The sequence below is a fragment of the Pseudomonas sp. CCC4.1 genome, from assembly GCF_035019225.1.
In the GTDB taxonomy this organism is placed as follows: Bacteria; Pseudomonadota; Gammaproteobacteria; order Pseudomonadales; family Pseudomonadaceae; genus Aquipseudomonas; species Aquipseudomonas bubulae.
Map to the genome: position 1 here is coordinate 40,748 of NZ_JASJWL010000020.1, position 24,170 is coordinate 64,917.

The window sequence follows — 24,170 nt, forward strand, 5'->3', positions numbered from 1 at the left end:
TCAGGAAACCGTCAGCACAATTCCGACCCGGGTCAGCCATTGCGCTTCTTGTTCGAAGTCAGCCTGGGTCAGCGGGTTCTGTTCCAGCCAGCCGTCGGGGAAGATTACGTCCAGGTGATCGCCCTCGGCGCGCAGCTTCACCTGCGAGGCTTCCTGGTTGCCACGGATGTGGTAGAACAGGATCGCAAAGCGCAACAGCACGCACAGGCGAATCAGCTTGATGCCGTCTTCGCCAAATTCGGCGAACTTGTCTTTAGGAATGTTGCGACGATGGCCGCGCACCAGCAGCGCGAGCATTTGCTGGTCTTCGCGTGAGAAACCAGCCAGGTCGGAGTGCTCTATCAAGTAGGCGCCGTGCTTGTGGTAATGATAGTGGGCAATGTCCAGCCCGACTTCATGCACCTTGGCCGCCCAGCTCAGCAGTTCACGCCACACACCGTCCTTGAGGCCCCACGACTTGGCCACTTGATCGAAGGCGCGCAGCGCCTTGCGTTCAACCCGTGCCGCTTGCTCGCGATCGACATGGTAACGGTCCATCAGCGAGCTGAGGGTGCGCTCACGCACGTCTTCGTGGTGATGGCGGCCCAGAAGGTCGTACAGCACGCCTTCGCGCAGGGCGCCGTCACAGTGATCCATACGTTGCAGTTCAAGGGCGTCGAAGATTGCTTCAAGAATCGCCAGCCCGGCCGGGAAGATGGCGCGACGGTCGGGCTTGATGCCTTCGAAGTCGATCTTGTCCGCGTCGCCCAGCTTGAACAGCTTGCGCTTGAGCCAGGACAGGCCTTCGGCGTTTACTTCGCCGTTACCATGACCGCCCGCCTTGAGCGCCAGGCCAATGGCCCGAATGGTACCCGAAGAGCCGATGGCCTCATCCCAGGTCAGGCGGTGCAGGGCGTGCTCGATGCTCATGATTTCGAGACGCGCAGCCGTGTAGGCCTGGGCGTAGCGTGCCGGGGTGATCTTGCCGTCGCGGAAATAGCGCTGGGTAAAGCTGACGCAGCCCATTTGCAGGCTTTCGCGTAGCAGGGGCTCAAAACGCTGGCCAATGATGAACTCGGTACTGCCGCCGCCGATGTCGGCCACCAGGCGTTTGCCCGGCGTGTCGGCGAGGGTGTGGGACACACCCAGGTAGATCAGGCGCGCTTCTTCACGACCGGAAATCACTTCAACGGTGTGACCCAGGATCTCTTCGGCACGCACGATAAACTCGTTGCGGTTGCGCGCCTCGCGCAATGCGTTGGTTCCCACAATACGCACGGCACCCAACGGCATACCGTTGATCAGTTGGGCGAAACGCTTGAGGCAATCGAGCCCGCGCTGCATGGATTCTTCGCTGAGCTTGCGTTCTTCGTCGATGCCGGCAGCTAACTGCACCTTGTCACCAAGACGCTCAAGTATGCGGATTTCGCCGTTCTGGGCCTTGGCCACCACCATGTGAAAGCTGTTAGAACCCAGATCAATGGCGGCGATCAGGGACGGATTCCTTGCTTGGGATTGGGGCATGGTTGAGGGGTCTCGGTCGATAACCCGGCCATCGTGCCACGATCAAAGGCTCGCGCCAACGCGTGATATCACCTGCCTTGATGTGGAGCACGAAAGCAATGAGGTTAGCTGTTATCCGAGGCCTCGTGTTTTCAGGCTCTACGATTCCCGTAGCCTCGTACCTCGTCAGTGACTACAACGTTCCGATGAAATTCGCCAGTTCCGGGGTTTGCGGGTTGGCGAACAGCACTTTGGGGTCACCCACTTCATGCACCTTGCCCTGGTGCATAAACACCAGTTTGTCGCCAACTTCACGGGCAAAACGCATCTCGTGGGTGACCATGATCAGCGTCATGCCTTCACGGGCCAGCTGGCGCACCACGCTGAGCACTTCATTGACCAGCTCCGGGTCGAGGGCCGAGGTGATCTCATCACACAACAGCACCTTGGGTGACATGGCCAAAGCCCGGGCAATCGCCACCCGCTGCTGTTGACCGCCCGACAGGCGCTCCGGGAAGGCGTCGAACTTGTCGCCCAGCCCCACCCGTTCCAGCATCTGGCGCGCCAGTTCGGCGGCCTTGGCTTTGGGCACCTTTTGCACCACTTGCGGGGCCAGCATGACGTTTTCGCCCACGCTCAGGTGCGGGAACAGATTGAACTGCTGAAACACCATGCCGACCTTCTGGCGCAGGCTTCGCAAGTCTGCGCGGGCGGCATCCAGGTATTCGTCATCGACCTCAATCACCCCGTCGTTAATGGACTCCAGCCCGTTCAGGGTTCTGAGCAAGGTACTCTTGCCCGAGCCGCTGCGGCCAATGATCGCGACCACCTGGCCCTGTTCGACCGTCAGGTCGATGCCTTTGAGCACGTGGTGGTCGCCGTAGTATTTATGCAGGGCGGTAACTCTAAGCAGAGGCATGCAGTCTCCTTTCCAGATAGCGCGCACTGAGCGACAGGGGGTAGCACAAGAGGAAGTAACCCAGAGCCACCAGGCCATAGACCATGAAAGGCTCGAAGGTGGCATTGGCCAGCATGCTGCCGGTCTTGGTCAATTCGGTGAATCCAATAATCGAGGTCACGGCAGTGCCTTTGATGACCTGCACCGAAAAGCCGACGGTCGGCGCGATGGCGACCCGCAAGGCTTGCGGCAGGATCACGTAGCGCAATTGCTCCAGCGGGCTGAGTGCCAGGCTGGCCGAGGCCTCCCACTGGCCGTGGGCAATCGACTCGACGCAGCCGCGCCAGATCTCGGCCAGGTAGGCACTGGTGAACAATGTCAGCGCCAGGGCCGCGGCCATCCACGGCGAAATATCGATGCCCAGCAGGGCAATGCCAAAGAAGATCAAAAACAGCTGCATCAGCAGGGGCGTACCCTGGAACAGCTCTATATAACCGCGCGCCAGAGTGCGGGCGAAGCGGCTTTTGGAAATGCGCATCAGCAACACCAGCAAGCCGATAAAGCCGCCGCCGATAAACGCAACAAGAGACAGGGCGACTGTCCACTGCAAACCCGTCAGCAAGTTACGCACGATGTCCCAGAACGTGAAATCCATCAGCGACTCCTGCTCAGGTAGCGGCGGCCGAACCAGTTCAGTAACTGGCGGATCAACAAGGCCATGCACAGGTAAATCAGGGTGGTCAGGACGTAGGTTTCGAAGCTGCGAAAATTGCGTGACTGAATGAAATTGGCAAAAAAGCTCAGCTCTTCAGTGGCAATTTGCGAGCAGACCGCCGAGCCGAGCATCACGATGATGATCTGGCTGCTCAGAGCTGGCCAAACCTTGGCCAGCGCCGGTTGCAGGACCACATGGCGGAACGCCTCGAATCGGCTCATGGCCAGTGCAGATGCTGCTTCCAGCTGGCCTTTGGGGATCGCCTGAATACCTGCGCGGATAATTTCCGTGGAATAGGCACCCAGGTTGATCACCATCGCCAGCACCGCGGCCTGCCACTCGCTGATATGCACACCCAGGCCCGGCAAGCCGAAAAAGATAAAAAATAGCTGCACCAGAAACGGCGTGTTGCGGATCAACTCGACATACAACCCGAACAACGCAGCGAAAGGTCGAATATTCCACGCCCGGACCACGGCGCCGACAATCCCCAGGCTGACGCCGAATACTGTGCCGATCGCTGTCAGTTCAAGGGTAAACAGGGCGCCGCGTAATAACAGGTCGCTGTTTTGCAGCACCGGTAAAAAGTCGAACTGATAAGCCATGATTGACCCCGTCGCAAAGTGTCAGAGGTCAGCTGGCAGCGGCTCTTTAAGCCATTGCAGCGCGTTTTTTTCCAGGCTGCCGTCAGCCTTGGCCGTGGCCAGAATCTGGTTCACCTTGTCCAGCAACTCGGGCTGGCCCTTGTTCACGCCGACGTAGACCGGTGAATCCTTGAGCTTGAGTTTCATGGCCGGGATGCGCTTGGGGTTGCGTTCGCTGATGGCGACCATCACCACGTTGCCGCTGGCGATCAGGTCCACCTGGCCTGCCAGATACGCGGCGATGGTCGAGTTGTTGTCTTCGAAGCGTTTGATGGTCACGCCGGCTGGCGCCACGTTGGTCAGTTCGATGTCTTCGATGGCGCCACGGGTCACGCTGATGGTTTTACCCTTGAGGTCATCCAGGGTCTTGATCTGCGCGTCTGGCGGGCCAAATACGCCAAGGTAGAACGGCGCATAAGCGTGGGAAAAATCGATGACTTTTTCACGATCCGGGTTTTTGCCCAAGCTGGAAATCACTACATCGACTTTGCCGGTGGTCAGATAGGGCACACGGTTGGTGCTGTTTACGGGCGTCAGTTCAAGTTTGACCTTGAGCTGATCGGCCAGCAATTTGGCGGTGTCGATATCCAGCCCGCGAGGCTGCATGTCCGGGCCGACCGAGCCGAAGGGCGGAAAATCCTGGGGGACTGCGACCTTGAGGGTGCCGCGTGCCATCACCTCATCGAGGTCACTGGCGTGGGCCGGGGCCTGGCTCAGCATCAGGCTGGCGAACAAGGCGCAAATCAAGGCGCTGTAACGCTGGGTCATGGCAATTCTCCGGAAAGGGCGCGCGGTGGTGTGCGCCGTTGAGCCAGAGCACAGGCCATGCCAACAGGGCTTTTATGACCGCCAGGGCTGATTTCAAAAGGCATGCGGCGGTCTGACTGGTCTGAACAGTGATGACGTTTTTTGCACCTCTATCGGGCGTTTCTCACAGGGCTTGAACCGGCTTGGGGCGTGACTTGCCGAGCGTTGGCAATAGCTTTACAACTACGCCTTTCCTGAGCCGATCAAGCCGAGTTGTGATGAATTCAAGCGCACGGGCCGTACCCGAAGTGGCATTGCTGGCCATTCGTAAATTGATCGCCGAAAACGCTTTTGCGCCGGGAGATGCCTTGCCGTCGCAGCGCGAGCTGGCGGTGCAGTTGGGGGTCAGCCGGGCATCGCTGCGCGAGGCGTTATCTTCGCTCAGTGCCCTGGGCGTGATCAGTGTGCAGCCGGGTAAAGGCGTGTATGTGCAGGCCGCGCAAGCAGATGTCCCGGTTGTTCCGGTTACGGACTGGCCCTATGCAGCCCAGGCTTGCCCGCAGGATATTTTCCAGCTGCGATACGCACTGGAAGGTTTCGCTGCGGGGCTGGCGGCGGTGCGCTTGACCCGCGACGAACTGGATGTGTTGCAGGACAATGTCGAGGCAATGCGCCATGAGTTACGCGCCGGGGATTTTGAGCGTGCCGCGCAGCTGGACTTCGAGTTCCATCAACTGATCCTGCGTGCCAGTGGCAATCAGGCAATGGCCACTATGCTGATCACCCGTGGCGATATTTTTCTGGAAAGCCAGAAGCTGCCGTTTATCCGCCCGGAGCGGGCCATGGAAACCTGGCAGGAGCACCGCAAAATCCTCCGGGCCCTGGCCCGTCATGCCAGCGGCCCTGCACAAAAGGCCATGAGCGAGCACATTCGCCAGGCGGCCTCGCGAACCGGGATTGCCTTCGTCACCCCCGACGGCTCCTGAAACGGGCGATATCTGCACTCATGCACCACTATAGTGAGAGTCAATCGTCCCTCACCTTCCTGAACGCGGTGATGACAGCTATGATGTGCTACGTTTTTGCTTACAACCACGGAGACTTCCATGAGCAGCGATCTTATTAAACACGTCACCGACGCTAGCTTTGAGGCCGATGTTCTCAAGGCTGAAGGCGCTGTACTGGTCGACTACTGGGCTGAATGGTGTGGCCCTTGCAAAATGATCGCGCCGGTTCTGGACGAGATCGCAGAGACTTACAAAGGCAAGCTGACTGTTGCCAAGCTGAACATTGATGAAAACCAGGAAACCCCGGCCAAGCACGGCGTACGCGGTATTCCTACGCTGATGCTGTTCAAGAACGGCAACGTTGAAGCCACCAAGGTCGGTGCGCTGTCGAAGTCGCAGTTGGCTGCATTCCTCGACGCCAATATCTAAGCGTCGATAAAAGCCCCGCTAAATGCGGGGCTTTTTCATGGCTCAAGGACTAGACGCTATGAAACTCAAGTGGTACATTCGGCCCCGCACTGGTTTCTCCATTGCCCCCTGCAAGCCGTCGCCGACGCACTCCTTATCGAATTAGTACGCGATCCTGTCGCCTTCTCTGCGGCGCGGCCTCATTAAGCCCAAAGCTTAATTTCCCTCCCCATAAATGATTACGTCATTCCTATATGAACCTGACTGAACTCAAGCAAAAGCCGATTACCGAACTGCTCGAATTGGCCGAACAGATGGGCATAGAAAATATGGCCCGTTCGCGCAAGCAGGACGTGATTTTCTCCCTGCTCAAAAAGCACGCGAAAAGCGGCGAGGAAATCTCCGGTGATGGCGTGCTGGAGATTCTCCAGGACGGCTTCGGCTTCCTTCGCTCCGCTGACGCCTCGTACCTGGCAGGCCCTGACGATATCTACGTCTCGCCTAGCCAGATTCGACGCTTCAACTTGCGCACCGGCGACACCATCGTCGGTAAAATCCGCCCGCCAAAAGAAGGCGAGCGTTACTTCGCACTGCTGAAAGTCGACACGATCAACTACGATCGTCCCGAGAACGCGAAAAACAAGATTCTCTTCGAGAACTTGACCCCGTTGTTCCCGACCGTACGCATGAAGATGGAAATCGGTAACGGTTCCACCGAAGATCTGACCGGTCGCGTGATCGACCTCTGTGCTCCGATCGGTAAAGGTCAGCGTGGTCTGATCGTTGCTCCGCCAAAAGCGGGCAAGACCATCATGCTGCAGAACATCGCGTCGAACATTTCGCGTAACAATCCTGAAGTGCACTTGATCGTTCTGTTGATCGACGAGCGCCCTGAAGAAGTAACCGAAATGCAGCGTACCGTTCGCGGCGAAGTGGTTGCTTCCACCTTCGACGAGCCACCAACCCGCCACGTGCAGGTTGCCGAAATGGTGATCGAGAAGGCCAAGCGCCTGGTCGAACACAAAAAGGACGTGGTGATCCTGCTCGACTCCATCACCCGTCTGGCCCGTGCCTACAACACCGTTATCCCGAGCTCCGGCAAGGTACTGACCGGTGGTGTCGATGCTCACGCCCTTGAGAAGCCAAAGCGTTTCTTCGGTGCTGCGCGTAACATCGAAGAAGGCGGCTCGCTGACCATCATCGCTACCGCGCTGGTTGAAACCGGCTCGAAGATGGATGAAGTGATCTACGAAGAGTTCAAAGGCACTGGCAACATGGAACTGCCTCTGGACCGCAAGATCGCTGAAAAACGCGTCTTCCCTGCGATCAACATCAACCGCTCCGGTACCCGCCGTGAAGAGTTGCTGACTGCAGACGACGAGTTGCAACGCATGTGGATCCTGCGCAAGCTGTTGCACCCGATGGACGAAGTTGCAGCCATCGAGTTCCTGGTCGACAAGCTTAAGCAGACCAAGACCAACGATGAGTTCTTCTTGTCGATGAAACGCAAGTAACACGGTTTCTCGCACAAAAATCAGGCGCCCCGCGAGGGCGCCTTTTTTATGCCAAAAAAAAAGGAAGGTTTGTGCTTAACTTCGGTCAATAAAAACAATGTATTAGCGAAATTGAGCGTATATGACTTCTCTTGTTTATCGCAGGGACATTGATGGCCTGCGAGCTGTTGCCGTGATTGCCGTAGTACTGTTCCACTTTGGTGTGCCGGGTTTTTCAGGCGGATTCGTTGGCGTCGATGTGTTCTTCGTCATTTCCGGTTATTTGATTACCTCGATCATCTGGCGCCAGCGTGAGGCGGCACGCTTCAGTTTTGTCGAGTTTTGGGCCCGTCGCGCGCGGCGAATCCTGCCGGCCTTGTTCGTGATGATGGCCGCCGTGCTGGCTGTGGGCTGGTTCCTGATGGCACCCAAGGACTACGAAGAGCTGGGGCGTTCGGTGCGCTACCAGGTGATGTTCGTTTCCAACCTGCTGTTTATGCGCCAGGAGGGCTATTTCGATGCGGCCAGCGATCTAAAACCGCTGCTGCATACCTGGTCGCTGGCGGTTGAGGAACAGTTCTATATTGTCTTTCCCTTGCTGCTGACCCTGCTGTCCAGCCGATTCAAGCACTGGCGGCTGGCTTTGTTCAGCCTGTTGCTGGTGTCGTTCGGGCTCAGCGTCTGGGCCGTGGCCCAGCATCCCGAGAAAGCGTTTTTCCTGTTGCCGATGCGGGCATGGGAACTGCTGGCCGGTGCCATGCTGGCGATTGCGCCTGCCAGCCAGAAGCGCCTGACCCCGGCGGCAGCGCAAGCTATCAGCCTGTTGGGCATGGGGCTGATTCTTGTTGCTGTGTTCGGCTATGACAACAGCACACCGTTCCCGGGTGCCGCAGCGTTGCTGCCCGTGCTGGGCGTGGTGGCCCTGATCTGGGCCAATGAGCATCAGAGCACCTGGGTCGGGCGTGTGTTGAGCACGCGGCTAATGGTCGGGCTCGGGCTGATTTCCTATTCCTGGTATTTGTGGCACTGGCCGGTTTTCGTGTTTGGCAGTTATGCCGGCGCGGAGGAGTTTGGTCCCGTGCTGACGGGCGGGTTGATTGCGCTGACGTTGATCCTCGGCTATCTGTCCTGGCGTTTTGTCGAAACGCCGTTTCGTGAGCGTCGAATATTGGCTGGCCGTCGTCAGATTCTCGTCGCGGCGGGCTTGGGCATTCTGGTGTTGGGTATCGCCGGCCAGGCGCTGCGCTGGACCGATGGCCTGCCGTCGCGTTTGTCCGAGCAGGCGTTGCAATATGCGCGGGCCAGCGAATGGCGACCTGAGCTGATGGCCTGCATCACTGATGACAAGAGCCCGGCCGACACGCCGTTCTGCCGTTACGGACAATCGCCCACCGCGCCGGCTCAGTTGCTGGTGTGGGGCGACAGCCACGCCACGGCCCTGATCCCGGCACTGGAAGAAAGCGCCCGCCAGCATGGCGTCAATGTGATGCTGGCCAGTTCGGCCGGTTGCCTGCCGCTTGAGGGGCTGGAGCACGGTACGCGGTGCGCCGATTACAACCGTCGTGTCGAGCGCACCCTGGCGACCGAGCCAGTGCGCGACATCCTGCTGGTAGCCCGCTGGAGCCTGTACTTGTATGGCGATGCCAAGGGCGATCACGGCCATGCGTTGCGCGATGGCAATGGCCACTATGACCGCGCGGTCGCCGAACAACGGTTGGCCGATGGCTTGCGGGCGAGGGTCGAGCAATTGCGCAAGGCCGGGTACCGCGTATGGCTGATGAAGGAGGCGCCGTTGCAACCGTTCAATCCGCCGTACCGCCTGAGCCGCCTGGCGATGCTGCACCAGCCAACCGCCGAAGTCGGCATGCCGGTTGAAGACCACCTCAGGCAAAAAGCGTTTATCAACCGGCTGTTTGCCGATATCGCGGCTGCTGATTCCAATGTGCAGGTACTGGACCCGACCCCGCAGTTGTGTGATGCCTCGGGGTTGTGCCGGGCCGAACAGGACGGTCATTCGTTGTATACCGATGACAATCATCTGTCCGAAATCGGCGCTCGCCTGGTTCTCCCGGCATTGGCCCCGCTGTTCGATGATCTGGCGTTGCGTGCCCCGGAGCAGGCCAATACCGCCCGCTGAGCAGCGATAAGCTGCCAGCGGCCGGCATAGCAGGTAGGATGTACGCCTATTTTAGGGGTGCCACCGTCAATGAAATTCAAGGATCTTCGGGATTTCGTGCAGCAGCTAGAGCAGCGCGGAGAATTGAAACGCATCCAGATTCCCGTTTCTCCAGTCCTGGAGATGACTGAAATCTGCGACCGCACGCTGCGTGCCAAAGGCCCGGCTTTGCTGTTCGAAAACCCGACTGGCCACACGATTCCGGTGCTCGGCAATTTGTTCGGCACGCCAGAGCGCGTGGCAATGGGCATGGGCGCCGAGTCTGTCAGCGAGCTGCGGGAAATCGGCAAGCTGCTGGCGTTCCTCAAGGAGCCCGAGCCGCCTAAAGGTCTGAAGGATGCGTGGTCCAAGTTGCCGATCTTCCGCAAGATCATTGCCATGGCGCCGAAAGTCGTCAAGGACGCGGTGTGCCAGGAAGTGGTCCTTGAGGGGGATGACGTAGACCTCGCCATGCTGCCGGTGCAGCATTGCTGGCCTGGCGACGTGGCGCCCCTGATTACCTGGGGCCTGACCGTGACCAAAGGCCCTAACAAGGACCGGCAGAATCTCGGTATCTATCGTCAGCAGGTGATTGGCCGCAACAAGGTCATCATGCGCTGGTTGAGCCACCGAGGCGGTGCACTGGACTACCGTGACTGGTGCGAAAAACACCCCGGCCAGCCATTCCCGGTATCCGTGGCCCTGGGCGCAGACCCGGCGACCATTCTTGGCGCCGTGACCCCGGTGCCCGACAGCCTGTCGGAATACGCTTTTGCCGGCTTGCTGCGGGGCAATCGTACCGAACTGGTGAAGTGCCGCGGCAACGACCTGCAAGTGCCGGCCACTGCCGAGATCATCCTTGAAGGCGTGATCCACCCTGGCGAGATGGCGCCCGAAGGCCCGTACGGCGACCACACCGGTTACTACAACGAAGTGGACAGCTTCCCGGTGTTTACTGTCGAGCGCATCACCCATCGGGTCAAGCCGATCTATCACAGCACCTACACCGGCCGTCCACCGGATGAGCCGGCGATTTTGGGCGTGGCGCTCAACGAAGTGTTTGTACCGATCCTGCAAAAGCAGTTTCCTGAAATCACCGACTTCTACTTGCCGCCCGAAGGCTGCTCGTACCGCATGGCCATCGTGACCATGAAAAAGCAGTATCCGGGGCACGCCAAGCGCGTAATGCTGGGTGTGTGGTCGTTTTTGCGCCAGTTCATGTACACCAAATTCGTTATCGTGACTGACGACGACATCAATGCCCGAGACTGGAACGACGTCATCTGGGCCATTACCACGCGTATGGACCCCAAGCGCGACACGGTAATGATCGACAACACGCCAATCGACTATCTCGACTTTGCCTCACCGGTTTCCGGCCTGGGTTCGAAGATGGGCCTGGATGCAACCAACAAATGGCCGGGTGAAACCACCCGTGAATGGGGTCGGGTCATCGTCAAGGATGAGGCGGTCACTCGCCGGATCGATGACATCTGGAATCAATTAGGAATAGATTGATGCGTGTAACCTTGCAGCCTTCAGGTGCGGTACTGGAAACCTTGCCTGGCGAGCGAATTCTGGATGCGGCGCAGCGTCTGGGCTATGAATGCCCGCAGAGCTGTCGCAATGGTAATTGCCACGTGTGTGCGGCCTTGCTGGTTGAAGGCCAGGTCGAGCAGGCGGGAGACGTGCGTGATCATGGCGAGTTTTATACCTGCCTGGCGGCCCCGCTTGAAGACTGTGTGGTGTTGTGGGATGGCGTGCTTGCGTTGGGAGAATTACCGGTGCGTAGCCTGGCGTGTCAGTTGACCGAGTGTGTCGATATGGGTGGCGATGTGTGGCGGGTGCGCTTGCGCGCACCTGCGGGCAAGCCGCCGCGTTATCACGCCGGGCAATACGTGATGCTGGAGCGTGAAAACGGTGACAAGTCGGCATTCTCGCTGGCCAGCGCACCGCACTCGGGGCGCGACCTGGAGTTGCATGTACTGGTGCGTGAAGACAGCGCCCGCAAGCTGATCGAGCAGTTGCAGCGCAACAGGATGGTTCGCCTGGAGCTGCCGTTTGGTGACACGCACTTGTCTGAATTGCCGGACGGGCCGTTGGTGCTGATCGCGGCGGGCACCGGCATGGCGCAAATGCACAGCCTGATCGAACATTGCCGTGCCAAGGGTTTCAAGCATCCGGTGCATTTGTACTGGGGCGTGCGTCGCCCGGAAGACTTCTACACCCTGGATGAATGGGCTGAATGGGAGAAAACCCCCAACCTGTTCCTGCATAAGGTAGTGAGTGATTTGTGTGGTTGGGAAGGGCGCTGCGGCATGCTGCATGAAGCCGTGTGCGAAGACATCAGCGATCTGGCCAGTGTGCATGTATATGCCAGCGGTTCGCCAGCGATGATCTACGGTACTCTCGACGCGTTGGTAGCTGCCGGCATGGACGCGCACCAGATGCGTGCCGACGTGTTTGCCTACTGCCCACGCCCTTAAAACCGCACGCCAGTGGTAATCATGGCGGCATTGAAGCCGAGCAACACCAGCTCGGCGGCTACCGGGCCGTAGTGGGCGCCGACTGAGGGAATGATCACCGGCGCAATGCCGAAGCGATTGAGGGGAATCTTGTTCTTGTACTCGCCGCGGTAACCTTGCAGCAGGCCGCCCGTCAACTTCAAGTAAACAGGATAAGTATCGCTATCAAAGCGTTTGCCCGCGTAGGTGTAAAACGATCGCTGGCTGAATGAGTTGCGAAAGGTGGCCGCTCCATAGACCAGCCCCGAAGCTTCATTGCGTTCAATACCAATCAAATCCTGATTGTTGTTGTGCTCGGAGTCAGGTGAAAAGTGTCGGGTATATACGCTGGTTTGCAGGTACCAGAACCCTTTGTCGTCCTGTGTTGTATTGTCTTGCGCCAGGGTTGTGCTGGCGTATGCAAGTATCGGTAAACAGTAGCAGAGAGCTCTTTTTCGCATTTTGCACCTTCTGGTGGTTATTTGAAGTGTGCGTAGGGTGCACAGCTATCCAGAGGTACCTATCCTGTTTTAATTGGTGTAGGCAGTACCTAAGCAATGTCATATATGCTTGTAGGAATTTTCTTTTTCTTATTGGGTGTTTGTGCTTATTTGGCGCGTAACCGATTCTCGCCTGGTTTGAGTCGCTGGCTTGATTATCCTGTTTCGCGCCTGTCAGCAGCCTGTCCGGTTGGTCAGATCATTGAGTGTGCAGTGATATAAGATTGGTGGATTAGTTTCTGTTACGTCATGTTTGCAGGATCCATTTCCCCGTTATGACTGTTATTGAATCTGCTGGTTTAAACTCGATCTACCCCCCGCAGCTTGATCTCGGGGCACCGTTGACTCCAGAGCAACTGCTCAACTCCGTGCACAGCACCATGGCGCGCCATCAGGGCGGGCCGGTCTGGTTATTTGCTTATGGTTCATTGATCTGGCGCCCTGAGTGCACGGCGGTCGAGCGCGTGCGTGGGCGGGTGCATGGCTACCATCGCGGGCTGTATCTGTGGTCTCACGAGCATCGCGGCACACCGCAGTGGCCAGGTCTGGTTTTTGGTCTGGATCGAGGGGGGTCGTGCAGTGGCTTTGCCTATCGCTTGCCGGAAGAAAACCTGGACGCCTCACTGCATGCCTTGTGGCTTCGCGAAATGCCGGTGCCCTCGTATCGCCCGCACTGGCTGACGTGCAGACTGGACGATGGCAGTCAGGTGCAGGCCCTGGGCTTTGTGCTGGAGCGGCATTTACCCAGCTATGCGGGCAACCTGCCGGATGACGTGTTGAGCCAGGTGTTGGCCAACGCCAGCGGGCGCTACGGCACTACTCGCGATTATGTCGAGCAGACCGTAAGTGCCCTGCGCAGCCACGCCATGCCAGATCGAAACCTGGAGGCGCGGCTCAAGCGCTGCGTACCGATTGCGCCTTAAGCGGGAGCGGTTATCGCACGTTCTTCGCTGGCCTGGTTCTTGTGGCGCAGCGTCGGGATCATGAATGCGATGGCCAGCAGGCACGCGCTGATCAGCAGCACAAAGCCGCCATCCCAACCGAAGTGGTCAACCAGATAGCCCATGGCCGCACTGGCCGCCACCGAGCCACCCAGGTAGCCGAACAGCCCTGTAAAGCCTGCGGCAGTACCTGCGGCTTTCTTCGGTGCCAGTTCCAGTGCCTGCAAACCGATCAGCATTACCGGCCCGTAAATCAGAAAGCCGATTGAAAACAGCGCGATCATGTCCACGGTCGGGTTGCCTGGCGGGTTAAGCCAGTAAACCAGGGTTGCGACGGTCACCAGCGACATAAAGACAATGCCGGTCAGCCCGCGATTGCCGCGGAAAATCTTGTCCGACATCCAGCCGCACAGCAGCGTGCCCGGAATTCCCGCCCACTCGTAGAAGAAGTAAGCCCACGACGTGGTGTCCACCGTGAAGTGCTTGGCTTCCTTCAGATAGGTCGGCGCCCAGTCCAGCACGCCGTAGCGCAGCAGGTAGACGAACACGTTGGCCAGGGCGATATACCAGAGCATTTTGTTACGCAGCACGTATTTGACGAAGATCTCTTTGGCGCTGAATTCGTCTTCGTGGCTGGCGTCGTAACCCGCCGGGTAATCATTCTTGTACTGCTCGATCGGCGGCAAACCAACGGACTGTGGGGTGTCGCGCATGGTGACAAACGCAAACAGCGCCACCAGCAGCGCCACCGTGGCAGGTACATAGAAGGCCGCGTGCCAGTCGTTGAACCAGGCCATACCCAGTAAAAACAGCGGGCCGATCAGACCACCGCCCACGTTGTGGGCCACGTTCCACACCGATACCACACCGCCGCGTTCCTTCTGCGACCACCAGTGCACCATGGTACGGCCACTGGGCGGCCAACCCATGCCCTGCGCCCAGCCGTTGATAAACAGCAAAATGAACATCATGGTCACACTGGATGTTGCCCAAGGTGCGAAACCGAAAATGAACATCACTCCCGCTGAGATCATCAAGCCAAAGGGTAAAAAGAAGCGCGGGTTAGAGCGGTCGGACACCAGCCCCATGAGGAACTTGGATAAGCCGTAGGCAATGGCAATCGCTGACATTGCGACACCCAGTTGACCTCGGGTGTAGCCCTCATCGATCAAGTAGGGCATGGCCAGAGAGAAGTTTTTGCGCAGCAGGTAGTAACCCGCATAGCCAAAAAAGATACCGGCAAAGATTTGCCAGCGCAGTCGTCGGTAAGTGCTGTCTATTTTTTCTTCAGGCAGAGGCGCCTGGTGTACGGCAGGTCGGAAAAAAGCAAACATTCAAGAGCTCCAAATTTCTTGTTATATCGGCGGTGCCGAACGTTACATTTTCGTTACTGAAAATGACAGGCCTTGCCCTTTAGAGCTGAAGGAAAAATCCCACATGCGATTTTCGCTTATGAACATGTCGCCTGGGTATAAAACCCTAAGCAGGCTAGCTTCGCTGCTCGGGTCTATCTGAAAACTATCCACAGGCTCGGCGAATACAGCGGCAACAAATGTTTTCGTAGGGTTTAAATGCAAGTTCAATAGGAACAATCCCACGCTGGAATCGGAGCTCCAGGACTGAGCTATTGGCCTGCACATCAATAGAATTTCCCCTTTGCAGCCCTATGGGGTGCGCCGCCGGGGGAAGGCTATGAAGCTTGTGCTGGGGTTTGTGGCGTTTACTGCGTGGGCTGGCGAACCTGCGCCAGATATCAACAGTTTCACCTGCCTGAAGTTAAACCGGGAAATCAGGGGCTATATTCGTCGCGGGGTCGACCTGCCTCTGGCTGAGTTGACGCTGTTCAGGCAAACCCGCAACCGGTTGATTGAAGGGTTTGAGGACGGGCTGTATTCACGCGACCAGCTATCGACTGCCATGTACGAGCTATCGAGGGATGTGGAAAAGGTGGTCAAGACCTGCCGGCGCATAGGCAGTCGTCCATTTGTGGACATGTTGCCCGCGAGCGTTCAGAAACTGCTGATGGCAACCACAGGCACAAGTAAGTCACCCGCTGGCCGATAACGCTAGATAGGCCCTCAAGCAGCCCCGTATGCTTGCCTCCACACCGAATGAAGGAGCGAATTGTGAAAGCGTGGATCATGTTGATGCTGGCCCTGGCTTTGCCGATGGCGGCGGTCGGGGAAGAGGCGCAGGAAGGTGGCGACAAGGTCAGCTACATCAGTCTGAGCCCGCCATTTGTGGGTAACTACGGTCTGGATGGCAGTTCCAGGCTCAAGGTGTACAAGGCTGATATTTCCTTGCGCGTGACGGGTGCCGATGCAGCCAGGGCGGTCAAAGCCAATGACCCATTGATTCGTAATCAACTGGTGGGGTTGTTTACCCAGCAGACCAGCGAAACCCTGGGCAGTGTCGAGGCCAAGGAGAAGCTGCGCCAGGAAGCCTTGAAGCAGATCCGGCAGGTGATGAGCGATGAAACCGGCAAGCCGATGGTGGACGATCTGTTGTTCAACAATTTGATCGTTCAGTAAAGGCGCAGCTACGGGCTTGGCTTTTGTGTGGGAGCAGGCCTGCTCGCGATGCAAGCGCCTCGGTACTTCAGATACGTCGAGGTGAAGCTGTCGCGAGCAAGCCCGCTCCCACATAACCCGTGCCCGTGCTTACGACGCCAGACTCTTGCGAAACCGCGCCAGGGCAATGGCGAAGAACACCAGGCCGATGCCGGCCAGGGCCATCAAGTCCGGCCACACTACGTTCACCCCCGCACCGCGAAACAGTATCGCCGCGCTCAGGCTTACAAAGTGGGTCGACGGCGAGCACTGCATCACCCATTGCAACCACACAGGCATGCTGTCCAGCGGCGTACTGCCGCCCGAGAGCAAGAGCATCGGGATGATCACCGGGATGGCCAGCAAACCGAACTGCGGTGTTGAGCGGGCCAGGGTCGCAAGGAATATCCCCAGTGCGGTACTGGCAAACAGGTACAGCGCGGTAACCAGCAAAAACAGGGTCAGCGACCCCGACAGTGGCACGCCCAGCGCCCATTTCACGATGACTTCCAGCGACACCCAGGTGCACAGCACCACCACCAGCATGTTGCTCCAGATTTTTGCCAGCATGATTTCCAGCGCCGTCAGCGGCAGTACCAGCAAATGGTCGAGGGTGCCGTGTTCGCGCTCGCGCAGCAACGCGGTGCCCGTCAGCACAATGGCCAGGATGGTAATGTTGTTAACGATCTGTATCACCGCCAAAAACCATCCGCCTTCCAGATTGGCGTTGAACAATGCCCGGCTGGAGATCAAGGCCGGGGCTTTCGCCGCTGCGTCACCCTGGCCGGCATAGTTGAGCAGCTCACGCTGGAAAATCTGCCCGATATACCCTGCGCCCATAAAGGCCTGACTCATGGCGGTGGCATCGACGTTGACCTGCAGGCCGGGTTGGCGGCCTGCCAGCAAGTCGGCCTGGAAGTTGGCCGGTACATTGATCACAAAGGTGTATTGGCCGTTATCCATGGCCTGATCGAGCTGGTCATAAGGCAAGGCTTGTGGGGTTTTGAACTCCGGGGGCAGCAGCGACTCACTGAGCTTGCGTGACAGAGGGCTATGGTCTTCATCAATGATGGCAACGCTGGCGTTGTGCACGCCGATGATCGAGCTCGATGCTGGCATATAAATCGCCACGGTAAAGGCATAGAGCAAGAACATCAGCAGCACGCTGTCATGGCGCAGGCTGGTCAGTTCTTTAAGGCCAAGGCGCAGGATGTGCGAGAACTTGTGCATCAAACCTCCTGCTTCTTGAGCATGATCAGGCTCAACCCGGTAAACGCCACAAAAAAGCCGAACAATGCCAGGCATTGCGGCCACAGTTGGCGCAGGTCGAGCGCTTTGGTGAAGGTGCCTACTGCGATATCAAGGAAATGCCCGGCCGGGAACAGCATGCCCATTACCGCCGAGGCTCCTTCGAGTGAGGAGCGCGGCACCAGCAACCCGGAAAACTGAATGGTCGGCAGGCTGGTGATGATCATGGTGCCCAGGATCGCGGCGATCTGGGTGCGGGTGAAGGCGGAAATCAGCAGGCCCATGCTGGTGGTCGACAGTACATACAGCAGCCCGCCCAGCGCCAGGGTCAAGCCGCTGCCCTTGAACGGTACGCCAAACAGCCAGCGGTTCATGGCCACCAGCAACGCCAGGTTGACCAGGCTCACCGCCAGATAAGGCGCCTGTTTGCCCAGCAGGAATTCAAGGCGTGTCAGGGGTGTGGCGTAGAAGTTGGTGATGGAGCCCAGCTCTTTTTCTCGCACAATGCCCAGCGCGGTCAGCATGGCCGGGATAAACGCCAGGATTAGCGCCATCACGCCGGGGCCGATGGCATTGACGCTGATCACATCCTGGTTGTAGCGGAAACGGGTTTCCAGTTTGACTGAGGCTTGCCGGTTTTGTGCCTGGCTACTCAATGTGGCCAATTGTTCCAGGTTGGCCTGATGCACGGCCTGCACATAACTGCGGCTGGTTTCGGCGCGAAATGGCATGCCGCCATCAAGCCATGCGGCAACCGTAGGCTGGCGCCCGGCATACAAATCCCGGCCAAACCCCGGGGGGATTTCCAGGGCAATTTTTATTTCCGAGCGTTGCAGGCGTTTGTGCAACTCATCTGCACTGCGGATCGGCGTGTGTTCTTCGAAATACCGGGAGCCGCGGAATGCCTCGAGATAGGCGCGGCTTTGCGGGCTCTGATCCTGGTCGTAGACGGCGAAGGCGAGGTTTTCCACGTCCAGCGAAATGCCGTAGCCAAAAATCACCATCATGAACAGCGCGCCCAGCAAGGCAAAGGCCATGCGCACCTTGTCGCGCAGCAACTCTTTGGATTCGCGACTGGCCACGGCAATCAGCCGGGTCAGGCTGAAACCCCTTTTGCTGACCGGTGGCGGCGAATTGACCGCAGGCGTGGCGACAGGCTCGGGAGAAGAGGCCGCGCTGGCGTCCTGGTCGTTCTGGGCCTGTTCCAGGCAGGTGACAAACGCCGCTTCCAGCGTATCGCCGTGGAACTGGTGTTGTAGCGCATCGGGCGTGTCGCAGGCCAGCACCTTGCCGGCGTGCATCAACGAGATACGGTCGCAGCGCTGGGCTTCGTTCATAAAGTGTGTGGACAGGAAGATGGTCACCCCTTGCTCGCGGGACAACTCGATCAGCAAGCGCCAGAAATCATCGCGGGCGGCCGGGTCCACGCCGGAAGTGGGCTCATCGAGGATCAACACTTCCGGGCGATGCAGCACAGCCACCGCCAGAGACAGGCGCTGGCGCAAACCCAGGGGCAACTCGCCGGACTGTTGTGTGGCCACGTCGCCGAGATCGAAACGCTCGATCAATTCTTCGATACGCGGCTCGCTTTCGGCCTTGGGCAAGTCAAACAGTTGTGCGTGCAGCACCAGGTTTTGGCGCACGCTCAACTCGCCGTACAGCGAGAAGCTTTGCGACATGAAACCCACGCGCTTGCGGGTGGCCAGATCCTTGGCGTTCACCGGGTTGCCCAGCAATTTGGCGCTGCCTTCGGTGGCCGGCATCAACCCGGTGAGGACCTTCATGGTGGTGGTTTTGCCGCAACCGTTAGAGCCCAAAAAGCCAAAAATTTCGCCCCGGCCAATGGCAAAGCTGACGTTGTTCACTGCGGTGAAATCGCCGAATCTCAGGGTCAGGTCGTGGGCTTCAATGGCGATATCGCTGTTGTCGCTGGTGCGCGGCGGGATCACCAGCGGCTCGCTGCTGTGGCCGCTGTCACCCTGATAGTGGGTGAAGGCCTCGTCGAGCTTGCCGGTTGTGGTGACTGCCGCCAGTTCCTGGCTCAGACCGGTGGCAATCAACTTGCCGCGATCAAGCATCAGGCAGTGTTCGAACTGCTCGGCCTCTTCCATGTAGGCCGTCGCCACCAGCAGCGTCAGTTGCGGGCGCTGGCGGCGCACATCTTCCACCAGCTCCCAGAAGCGTCGGCGTGACAGCGGGTCGACACCTGTGGTGGGCTCGTCGAGGATCAGCAGGTCGGGCTCGTGAATCAATGCGCAGCACAGCCCAAGTTTTTGTTTCATGCCGCCCGAGAGCTTGCCCGCCGGGCGCTCGGCAAAACGCTCAAGGTCGGTGGCCTTGAGCAGTTCGGCCATGCGTTGCTCGCAGTCGTCTTTCGACAGGCCAAACAGGGTGCCGAAAAAGCGGATGTTTTCGCTGATCGACAGTTCCGGGTAAAGGTTGCCACCCAGGCCCTGGGGCATAAACGCGATCAGCGGGTACAGGGTGTTGCGATGCCGGCGGTTATCAATCGGGCCGCCGAGCACCTCAAGGGTGCCCTCCTGGAGCTTCTTGACCCCGGCAATCAGCCCCAGCAGGCTCGACTTGCCCGCACCATCAGGGCCGATCAACCCGCAGCGCGTGCCTTTGGGCAGGCTGAACGTGATGTCCAGCAGCGCCTGCTGGCTGCCGTACCTGTGGCTGATGCCACTGGCGTTTAGCGCCAGATCATTCATTGCAGATTAGCCGGCCATGGTACATCGGCGGTTCGCACATAACCGGCACCCGGCATGCCCGGTTTGGCCTGGGGCACGGCACCCGGGTCGGTGAGGCGCAGCTTTACCCGGAATACCAGTTTTTGTCGCTCGTCGCGGGTTTCAACTTCTTTGGGGGTGAACTGGGATTTGGCTGCGACAAAAGTGATTTTGGCCGGCAGCGCCCGGTCTGGCAGGGCGTCGAGCACGATGCGTGCCTCAGAACCCACAGTCAATTTGCCGACCACCGAAGCGGGCATGTACAGGTTCATGTACTGGTCGCCGGGGTCGATCATCATAAATACCCGGCCGCCCGAGCCGAGGACTTCGCCAGGTTCGGCCAGGCGCAGCTGGATCACGCCGTTGATCGGTGCGCGCAGGCTGCTGTCGTCAATTTCGCTGGTCAGCTGTGCGACCTGAGCCTGGGATGAACCAATCGCGGCCTTGGCAGCCGCTACCTGGGCCTGGGCGGCGACTACTGCTGCGTTGCTGGTGTCGAATCGGGCTTGTTGCTGATCCAGTTGCTGACCGCTGGCAAAACCGCGCTGGGACAGTTGGCGAAAGCGCTTGAGTTCCTGGCTGGCCAGCAGTTTTTCGCTCTGGCGCAGTTGCACGTTGGCTTCGTTGGCGGCCAGGGTCTGGCGGGCGCGCAGCACTTCGGCTTCAGCTTGCGCACGACTGGCTTCCAGGGTGCGGGTGTCCATGCGGGCCAGCAGTTGGCCCTGGGTTACCCGGTCGCCTTCGTCAACCAGCACTTCAGCCAGACGCCCGGGGATTTTTGCTGCGATTTGCACTTCTGTGGCTTCGAGGCGGCCGTTGCCCATGCTGATGCCTTCGGGGAGGCGGTCGTGCTGGGATTTCCAATAACCGAACCCGCCTGCTGCGATCAGCAAGACAGCCAAAGGGATAACGAAATAATGGGAAATACGGTGATTGCTAGACATGCCGACATCCTGTGTCACAGAGCGCTCTAGTTTGACGGTTTCAAGCCGATTGCGACTTGATGCCAGTCAAAGGAAGTCCAGAGCGTAGACGCTAAAATCGGATGCTGCTTGTCAGGTGCAGAGCCGGAGTGTTGTAGGAGCGGGCTTGCTCGCGATGGGATCGCTGCGGATCACCTTATAAACCACACCGTCTGAATCGAGAGCAAGCCCGCTCCCACACCAAGCCCTCTCCCACAGCGATTCGCTTTACAGCAACCCCATCACCACAGCCCATTGCTCGCCCGTCACTGGCATCACTGAAAGGCGGCTGCCTTTTTGCACCAGCGGCATTTCGGCCAGAGCGCTTTGCTGTTTGAGGTAGTCGAGTTTGATCACCCGGGGAAAGGTCTGCTCATGGGCGACCTGCAGTGCGCTCCACGGGTTTTTCTCGACGCTGGCCTTGGGGTCGAAGTAATGACTTTCAGGGTCCAGGGCCGTCGGGTCCGGATAAGCGGCCTGGACGATTCGGCCTACTCCGGCAATCCCTGGCTCGGGGCAACTGGAGTGGTAGAAAAAGAACAGGTCACCCACCGCCATGGCTCGCATGAAATTGCGCGCCTGATAGTTGCGCACACCGTCCCAGCGAGCTTCGCCGAGCTTTTGCAAATCCTTGATCGAAAATTCGTCAGGCTCGGATTTCATCAGCCAATAAGCCATCTTCTATACTCCAGAAACATGCTGTGATTATTTTGTCCGGCAACATTTTGCTAAACCGACAGTCGGTTGACGTCAGCGTTTGCTTGCGTGTGCGTGTTGCCGCAAAATGCCCGCCTTTTAAGCTTGACGCTGCTGCACGGCCTATAACAAAAACCGTTGCTGTCATCGTGTTGATTTGCCTGAAGGAGGGCAATCGATGAAACGCAAACCGGATTTACTGTGGATGCTGGTTATTTTGTTCGGTTTGGGTGTGGTTACAACAGGCTACGCGCAAAGTCTCTGGTCAAATTCGACAGACGCGCCGATTGAGCTGGCGCAACAGCAAGTACAACCCTTCAAACGCTAAAAACTGATTCCTGGGCATCGCTTTGTCAGTGATGCCTTGATTGTCAGTGGGCGACGTACCACTGTCTGTCCGAGACCGTGCCCTGCAAAGGGACATCCCAACTGGCTTGGTCCAGGCACGCCACTTTCTGACATTCGTGGGCCAGCCCCAACAGTGTCGGCTTGCGCCAGCTTTGGCGTCTTGCCTGATAGGCCAGGCTGCGGTCATAAAAACCGCCGCCCATGCCCAGCCGTCCCCCCGTCGCATCAAACCCCACCAGTGGTAGCAGCACCAGGTCCAGCGCCCAGACCTTGCGTTGGCGTGCGCGGTTGATACGGGGTTCAAGAATGCGGAAACGGTTGGGGATCAGCTTTTCGCCGGGGGCGACCCGCTGAAAGACCATTTTAGTTTTCGGCCAGGCACTGAGAACCGGCAGGTAGGTGATTTTGCCCCGACGCTGAGCTTCGCGCAGCAGCAGGCGCGGATCGATTTCACCGTCAGTGGGCAGGTACAGCGAAATGTGTTTGGCGCGGCGAAACAGCGGGTGTTGCGCCAGTTGCCGGTACAGGCCACGGGCTGCCTGGCGTTGCTCGCAGGGCGACAGGTCGCGGCGGGCTTTGCGCAGGATTCGGCGAAGTTGCGGGCGGGAAGGCGGCGCAGGTTCGTTCATATGGCGTGCTGTTCAGGATCGAGACACCGGGTGGTGGCTCGTGCAAGCCAATGCCAGCAGTTGGCTGGCATTGCGCTAGGAAATCAGGCTCCCCGACGTACCGCTGTCGGCTTGGCCCTTGAACCCGAAAGTTCAAGGTGGAAGTTGCAGTAGACCTTAAGGCTTTCCGTCTAGCGGACATGCACACCGGCCCAACGTGCAAGCTCCAGGGTAGTGCGAATCGGCTCAGGGACATCGCTAACTGGCGAATACTCCAGGGAGTGGCGCGAGTATACCCCAAAGTAACGATTTGAATCAGCTTTGGCGTTCGTTCGGATCAGTGGCCAGCACCAGATCAACGCGATCGAGCAGGTCGCGTACCTGTTCTCGGGTAGTGCTGCTGGTCTGAACTTCGGCGACTTCCTGCTTGTGCAGCAGATCATGGGTAATATTCAGCGCAGCCATTACGGCGATACGGTCGGCGCCAATGACTTTGCCGCTGCTGCGAATTTCGCGCATTTTGCCGTCCAGGTAGCGGGCGGCGCTCACCAGGTTGCTGCGTTCTTCCTGGGGGCACATGATCGAATACTCTTTATCGAGGATGTGCACGGTGACGCTACTGCTTGAACTCATGAGTCTTGCTCCAGGGCTTTGAGGCGCGAAATCATCGATTCCACCTTGTTTCTGGCGATTTCGTTTTTTTCAATGAGGTGCGCGCGTTCCTCGCGCCAAGTCTTTTCCTGAGCAGTTAAGAGTGCGTTTTGACGGTTAAGTTGCTCGACTCGGCTAATCAGCAACTCGAGTCTAGCCATCAGTGCATGCAGGTCGGTGTCTTCCATTGTGTCCTACTGTGTATTTTCTGATGGGCGGTGACTGTCAAACGAGTTGACGCCTCGATGGTCTGGCACGGCTGCCGATGCTAGGATACAAGCCCTCCATTCTAGACATAGCGCCGCTTGGCGCCTAGCTGACCATGCCTATTCAGAATTCCCCGTATCAAGCCTTTGTAACCCTGCTGACCGCCAACGGCCACTCCGTCTCGCCTGCCGAACTGCATGGCCACCTGCTGGGTCGCAGCTGTGCCGGTGCCGGTTTCGATGCCGACGCCTGGCTGGTCGAAGCTGCCGAACTGTTGGCTGGTGAGCCACAAGACAACGTACGCAATGCCTTGATCGGATTGCAAGAGATGGTCAAGGGCGAGCTGACCAGTGACGACATGACCGTCGTGCTGTTGCTGCCGACCGACGACGCACCATTGACCGAGCGCGCTGCTGCCCTGGGCCAGTGGTGCCAGGGTTTCCTGTCCGGTTTCGGTCTGACCCGCCGCGCCTATTCGCTGAGCGATGAAGCCAACGAAGTGCTGCGCGACCTGGCCGCCATCGCTCAGGTGCAAGATGCCCTGGAAGAGTCTGAAGACGGCGAAAGCGACTATATGGAAGTGATGGAATACCTGCGCGTCGCGCCGCTGTTGCTGTTCACCGAAACCAAAAAAACTGCTGACGCCGCGCCAGCCAAGCCTTCGCTGCACTGATT

Annotated in this window: 25 protein-coding genes and 1 other RNA gene; 11 read left to right on the forward strand and 15 right to left on the reverse strand. The window is 58.6% G+C overall.

Annotation, left to right across the window (positions count from 1 at the left end):
* The 5 genes from ppx to QN377_RS10725 form a co-directional block, all read right to left on the reverse strand.
* Positions 1 to 1,503: an exopolyphosphatase gene (ppx, locus tag QN377_RS10705; protein WP_095000694.1), complete on the reverse strand. Its 1,503-nt coding sequence runs from the start codon at positions 1,501 to 1,503 to the stop codon at positions 1 to 3.
* Between the two features lie 172 nt (positions 1,504 to 1,675).
* Complete coding sequence (locus QN377_RS10710) at positions 1,676 to 2,401, reverse strand: amino acid ABC transporter ATP-binding protein (RefSeq protein WP_095000695.1); 726 nt, start codon at positions 2,399 to 2,401, stop codon at positions 1,676 to 1,678.
* Positions 2,388 to 3,038 (reverse strand): amino acid ABC transporter permease, encoded by a 651-nt coding sequence (locus tag QN377_RS10715; RefSeq protein ID WP_169916205.1) that lies wholly within the window; start codon positions 3,036 to 3,038, stop codon positions 2,388 to 2,390. Before QN377_RS10715 ends, QN377_RS10710 begins: the two co-directional genes overlap by 14 nt.
* The gene (locus QN377_RS10720; protein WP_095000697.1) at positions 3,035 to 3,700 is read right to left on the reverse strand and encodes an amino acid ABC transporter permease; all 666 of its coding nucleotides are present in this window, start codon (positions 3,698 to 3,700) and stop codon (positions 3,035 to 3,037) included. Before QN377_RS10720 ends, QN377_RS10715 begins: the two co-directional genes overlap by 4 nt.
* A gap of 21 nt (positions 3,701 to 3,721) precedes the next feature.
* Positions 3,722 to 4,507 carry a transporter substrate-binding domain-containing protein gene (locus tag QN377_RS10725; protein ID WP_095000698.1) on the reverse strand — a complete coding sequence of 262 codons (786 nt, stop codon included), beginning with the start codon at positions 4,505 to 4,507 and terminating at the stop codon, positions 3,722 to 3,724.
* A gap of 257 nt (positions 4,508 to 4,764) precedes the next feature.
* Between QN377_RS10725 and QN377_RS10730 the strand changes: the two genes are divergently transcribed.
* The 6 genes from QN377_RS10730 to QN377_RS10755 all read left to right on the forward strand — a co-directional run bounded on the left by QN377_RS10730 (position 4,765) and on the right by QN377_RS10755 (position 12,035).
* Complete coding sequence (locus QN377_RS10730) at positions 4,765 to 5,472, forward strand: FadR/GntR family transcriptional regulator (RefSeq protein ID WP_095000699.1); 708 nt, start codon at positions 4,765 to 4,767, stop codon at positions 5,470 to 5,472.
* Between the two features lie 120 nt (positions 5,473 to 5,592).
* Positions 5,593 to 5,922, forward strand: a complete 330-nt coding sequence (gene trxA, locus QN377_RS10735) for a thioredoxin TrxA (protein WP_016783018.1) — start codon at positions 5,593 to 5,595, stop codon at positions 5,920 to 5,922.
* Between the two features lie 233 nt (positions 5,923 to 6,155).
* The gene (gene rho / locus QN377_RS10740) at positions 6,156 to 7,415 is read left to right on the forward strand and encodes a transcription termination factor Rho (RefSeq protein ID WP_016783019.1); all 1,260 of its coding nucleotides are present in this window, start codon (positions 6,156 to 6,158) and stop codon (positions 7,413 to 7,415) included.
* Between the two features lie 121 nt (positions 7,416 to 7,536).
* Positions 7,537 to 9,531: an acyltransferase family protein gene (locus QN377_RS10745; protein ID WP_322213942.1), complete on the forward strand. Its 1,995-nt coding sequence runs from the start codon at positions 7,537 to 7,539 to the stop codon at positions 9,529 to 9,531.
* A 69-nt stretch (positions 9,532 to 9,600) separates the two neighbouring features.
* Complete coding sequence (gene ubiD / locus QN377_RS10750) at positions 9,601 to 11,067, forward strand: 4-hydroxy-3-polyprenylbenzoate decarboxylase (RefSeq protein WP_095025174.1); 1,467 nt, start codon at positions 9,601 to 9,603, stop codon at positions 11,065 to 11,067.
* Positions 11,067 to 12,035, forward strand: a complete 969-nt coding sequence (locus QN377_RS10755; protein ID WP_095000702.1) for a CDP-6-deoxy-delta-3,4-glucoseen reductase — start codon at positions 11,067 to 11,069, stop codon at positions 12,033 to 12,035. Before ubiD ends, QN377_RS10755 begins: the two co-directional genes overlap by 1 nt.
* Here QN377_RS10755 and QN377_RS10760 read toward each other — a convergent pair.
* Positions 12,032 to 12,514, reverse strand: coding sequence for a sn-glycerol-3-phosphate transporter (locus tag QN377_RS10760; protein ID WP_322213945.1), 483 nt, complete (start codon positions 12,512 to 12,514; stop codon positions 12,032 to 12,034). The two genes, QN377_RS10755 and QN377_RS10760, sit on opposite strands and share 4 nt — an antisense overlap.
* A 314-nt stretch (positions 12,515 to 12,828) precedes the next feature.
* Here QN377_RS10760 and QN377_RS10765 point away from each other — a divergent pair, with 314 nt between their 5' ends.
* On the forward strand, positions 12,829 to 13,476 hold the full coding sequence (locus QN377_RS10765; RefSeq protein WP_095000704.1) for a gamma-glutamylcyclotransferase: 648 nt from the start codon (positions 12,829 to 12,831) through the stop codon (positions 13,474 to 13,476).
* Here QN377_RS10765 and glpT read toward each other — a convergent pair.
* Entirely contained in the window at positions 13,473 to 14,828 is a 1,356-nt protein-coding gene (glpT, locus tag QN377_RS10770) for a glycerol-3-phosphate transporter (RefSeq protein WP_095020106.1), read from the reverse strand. The genes QN377_RS10765 and glpT overlap by 4 nt on opposite strands.
* Before the next feature lie 358 nt (positions 14,829 to 15,186).
* Between glpT and QN377_RS10775 the strand changes: the two genes are divergently transcribed.
* Complete coding sequence (locus QN377_RS10775) at positions 15,187 to 15,558, forward strand: hypothetical protein (protein ID WP_095017821.1); 372 nt, start codon at positions 15,187 to 15,189, stop codon at positions 15,556 to 15,558.
* Between the two features lie 62 nt (positions 15,559 to 15,620).
* Positions 15,621 to 16,025: a flagellar basal body-associated protein FliL gene (locus tag QN377_RS10780; RefSeq protein ID WP_095000707.1), complete on the forward strand. Its 405-nt coding sequence runs from the start codon at positions 15,621 to 15,623 to the stop codon at positions 16,023 to 16,025.
* A gap of 129 nt (positions 16,026 to 16,154) precedes the next feature.
* On the opposite strand, the gene QN377_RS10785 is transcribed toward QN377_RS10780, so the two are convergent.
* The 4 genes from QN377_RS10785 to QN377_RS10800 form a co-directional block, all read right to left on the reverse strand.
* Entirely contained in the window at positions 16,155 to 17,273 is a 1,119-nt protein-coding gene (locus QN377_RS10785) for an ABC transporter permease (RefSeq protein WP_095017793.1), read from the reverse strand.
* Entirely contained in the window at positions 17,273 to 20,005 is a 2,733-nt protein-coding gene (gene rbbA / locus QN377_RS10790; protein ID WP_095017792.1) for a ribosome-associated ATPase/putative transporter RbbA, read from the reverse strand. The genes QN377_RS10785 and rbbA overlap by 1 nt, the downstream gene beginning before the upstream one ends.
* Positions 20,002 to 20,967 (reverse strand): HlyD family secretion protein, encoded by a 966-nt coding sequence (locus QN377_RS10795; protein ID WP_095000710.1) that lies wholly within the window; start codon positions 20,965 to 20,967, stop codon positions 20,002 to 20,004. The genes rbbA and QN377_RS10795 overlap by 4 nt, the downstream gene beginning before the upstream one ends.
* 246 nt (positions 20,968 to 21,213) lie before the next feature.
* Entirely contained in the window at positions 21,214 to 21,663 is a 450-nt protein-coding gene (locus QN377_RS10800) for an EVE domain-containing protein (protein WP_095000711.1), read from the reverse strand.
* Positions 21,664 to 21,859: 196 nt separating this feature from the next.
* Between QN377_RS10800 and QN377_RS10805 the strand changes: the two genes are divergently transcribed.
* Entirely contained in the window at positions 21,860 to 22,009 is a 150-nt protein-coding gene (locus QN377_RS10805; protein ID WP_095000712.1) for a hypothetical protein, read from the forward strand.
* Between the two features lie 43 nt (positions 22,010 to 22,052).
* Here QN377_RS10805 and QN377_RS10810 read toward each other — a convergent pair whose 3' ends face one another.
* From QN377_RS10810 to QN377_RS10825, 4 genes are all read right to left on the reverse strand, one after another.
* Positions 22,053 to 22,658 (reverse strand): 5-formyltetrahydrofolate cyclo-ligase, encoded by a 606-nt coding sequence (locus QN377_RS10810; protein ID WP_095017791.1) that lies wholly within the window; start codon positions 22,656 to 22,658, stop codon positions 22,053 to 22,055.
* Positions 22,659 to 22,743: 85 nt separating this feature from the next.
* Positions 22,744 to 22,921: non-coding RNA, 6S RNA (gene ssrS / locus QN377_RS10815), on the reverse strand.
* 31 nt (positions 22,922 to 22,952) lie between these two features.
* Positions 22,953 to 23,270, reverse strand: coding sequence for a cell division protein ZapA (locus QN377_RS10820; RefSeq protein ID WP_095000714.1), 318 nt, complete (start codon positions 23,268 to 23,270; stop codon positions 22,953 to 22,955).
* Positions 23,267 to 23,476, reverse strand: coding sequence for a TIGR02449 family protein (locus tag QN377_RS10825; protein WP_095000715.1), 210 nt, complete (start codon positions 23,474 to 23,476; stop codon positions 23,267 to 23,269). The genes QN377_RS10820 and QN377_RS10825 overlap by 4 nt, the downstream gene beginning before the upstream one ends.
* Before the next feature lie 134 nt (positions 23,477 to 23,610).
* Between QN377_RS10825 and QN377_RS10830 the strand changes: the two genes are divergently transcribed.
* The gene (locus QN377_RS10830) at positions 23,611 to 24,168 is read left to right on the forward strand and encodes a YecA family protein (protein ID WP_095017790.1); all 558 of its coding nucleotides are present in this window, start codon (positions 23,611 to 23,613) and stop codon (positions 24,166 to 24,168) included.
* Positions 24,169 to 24,170 lie beyond the last annotated feature (2 nt).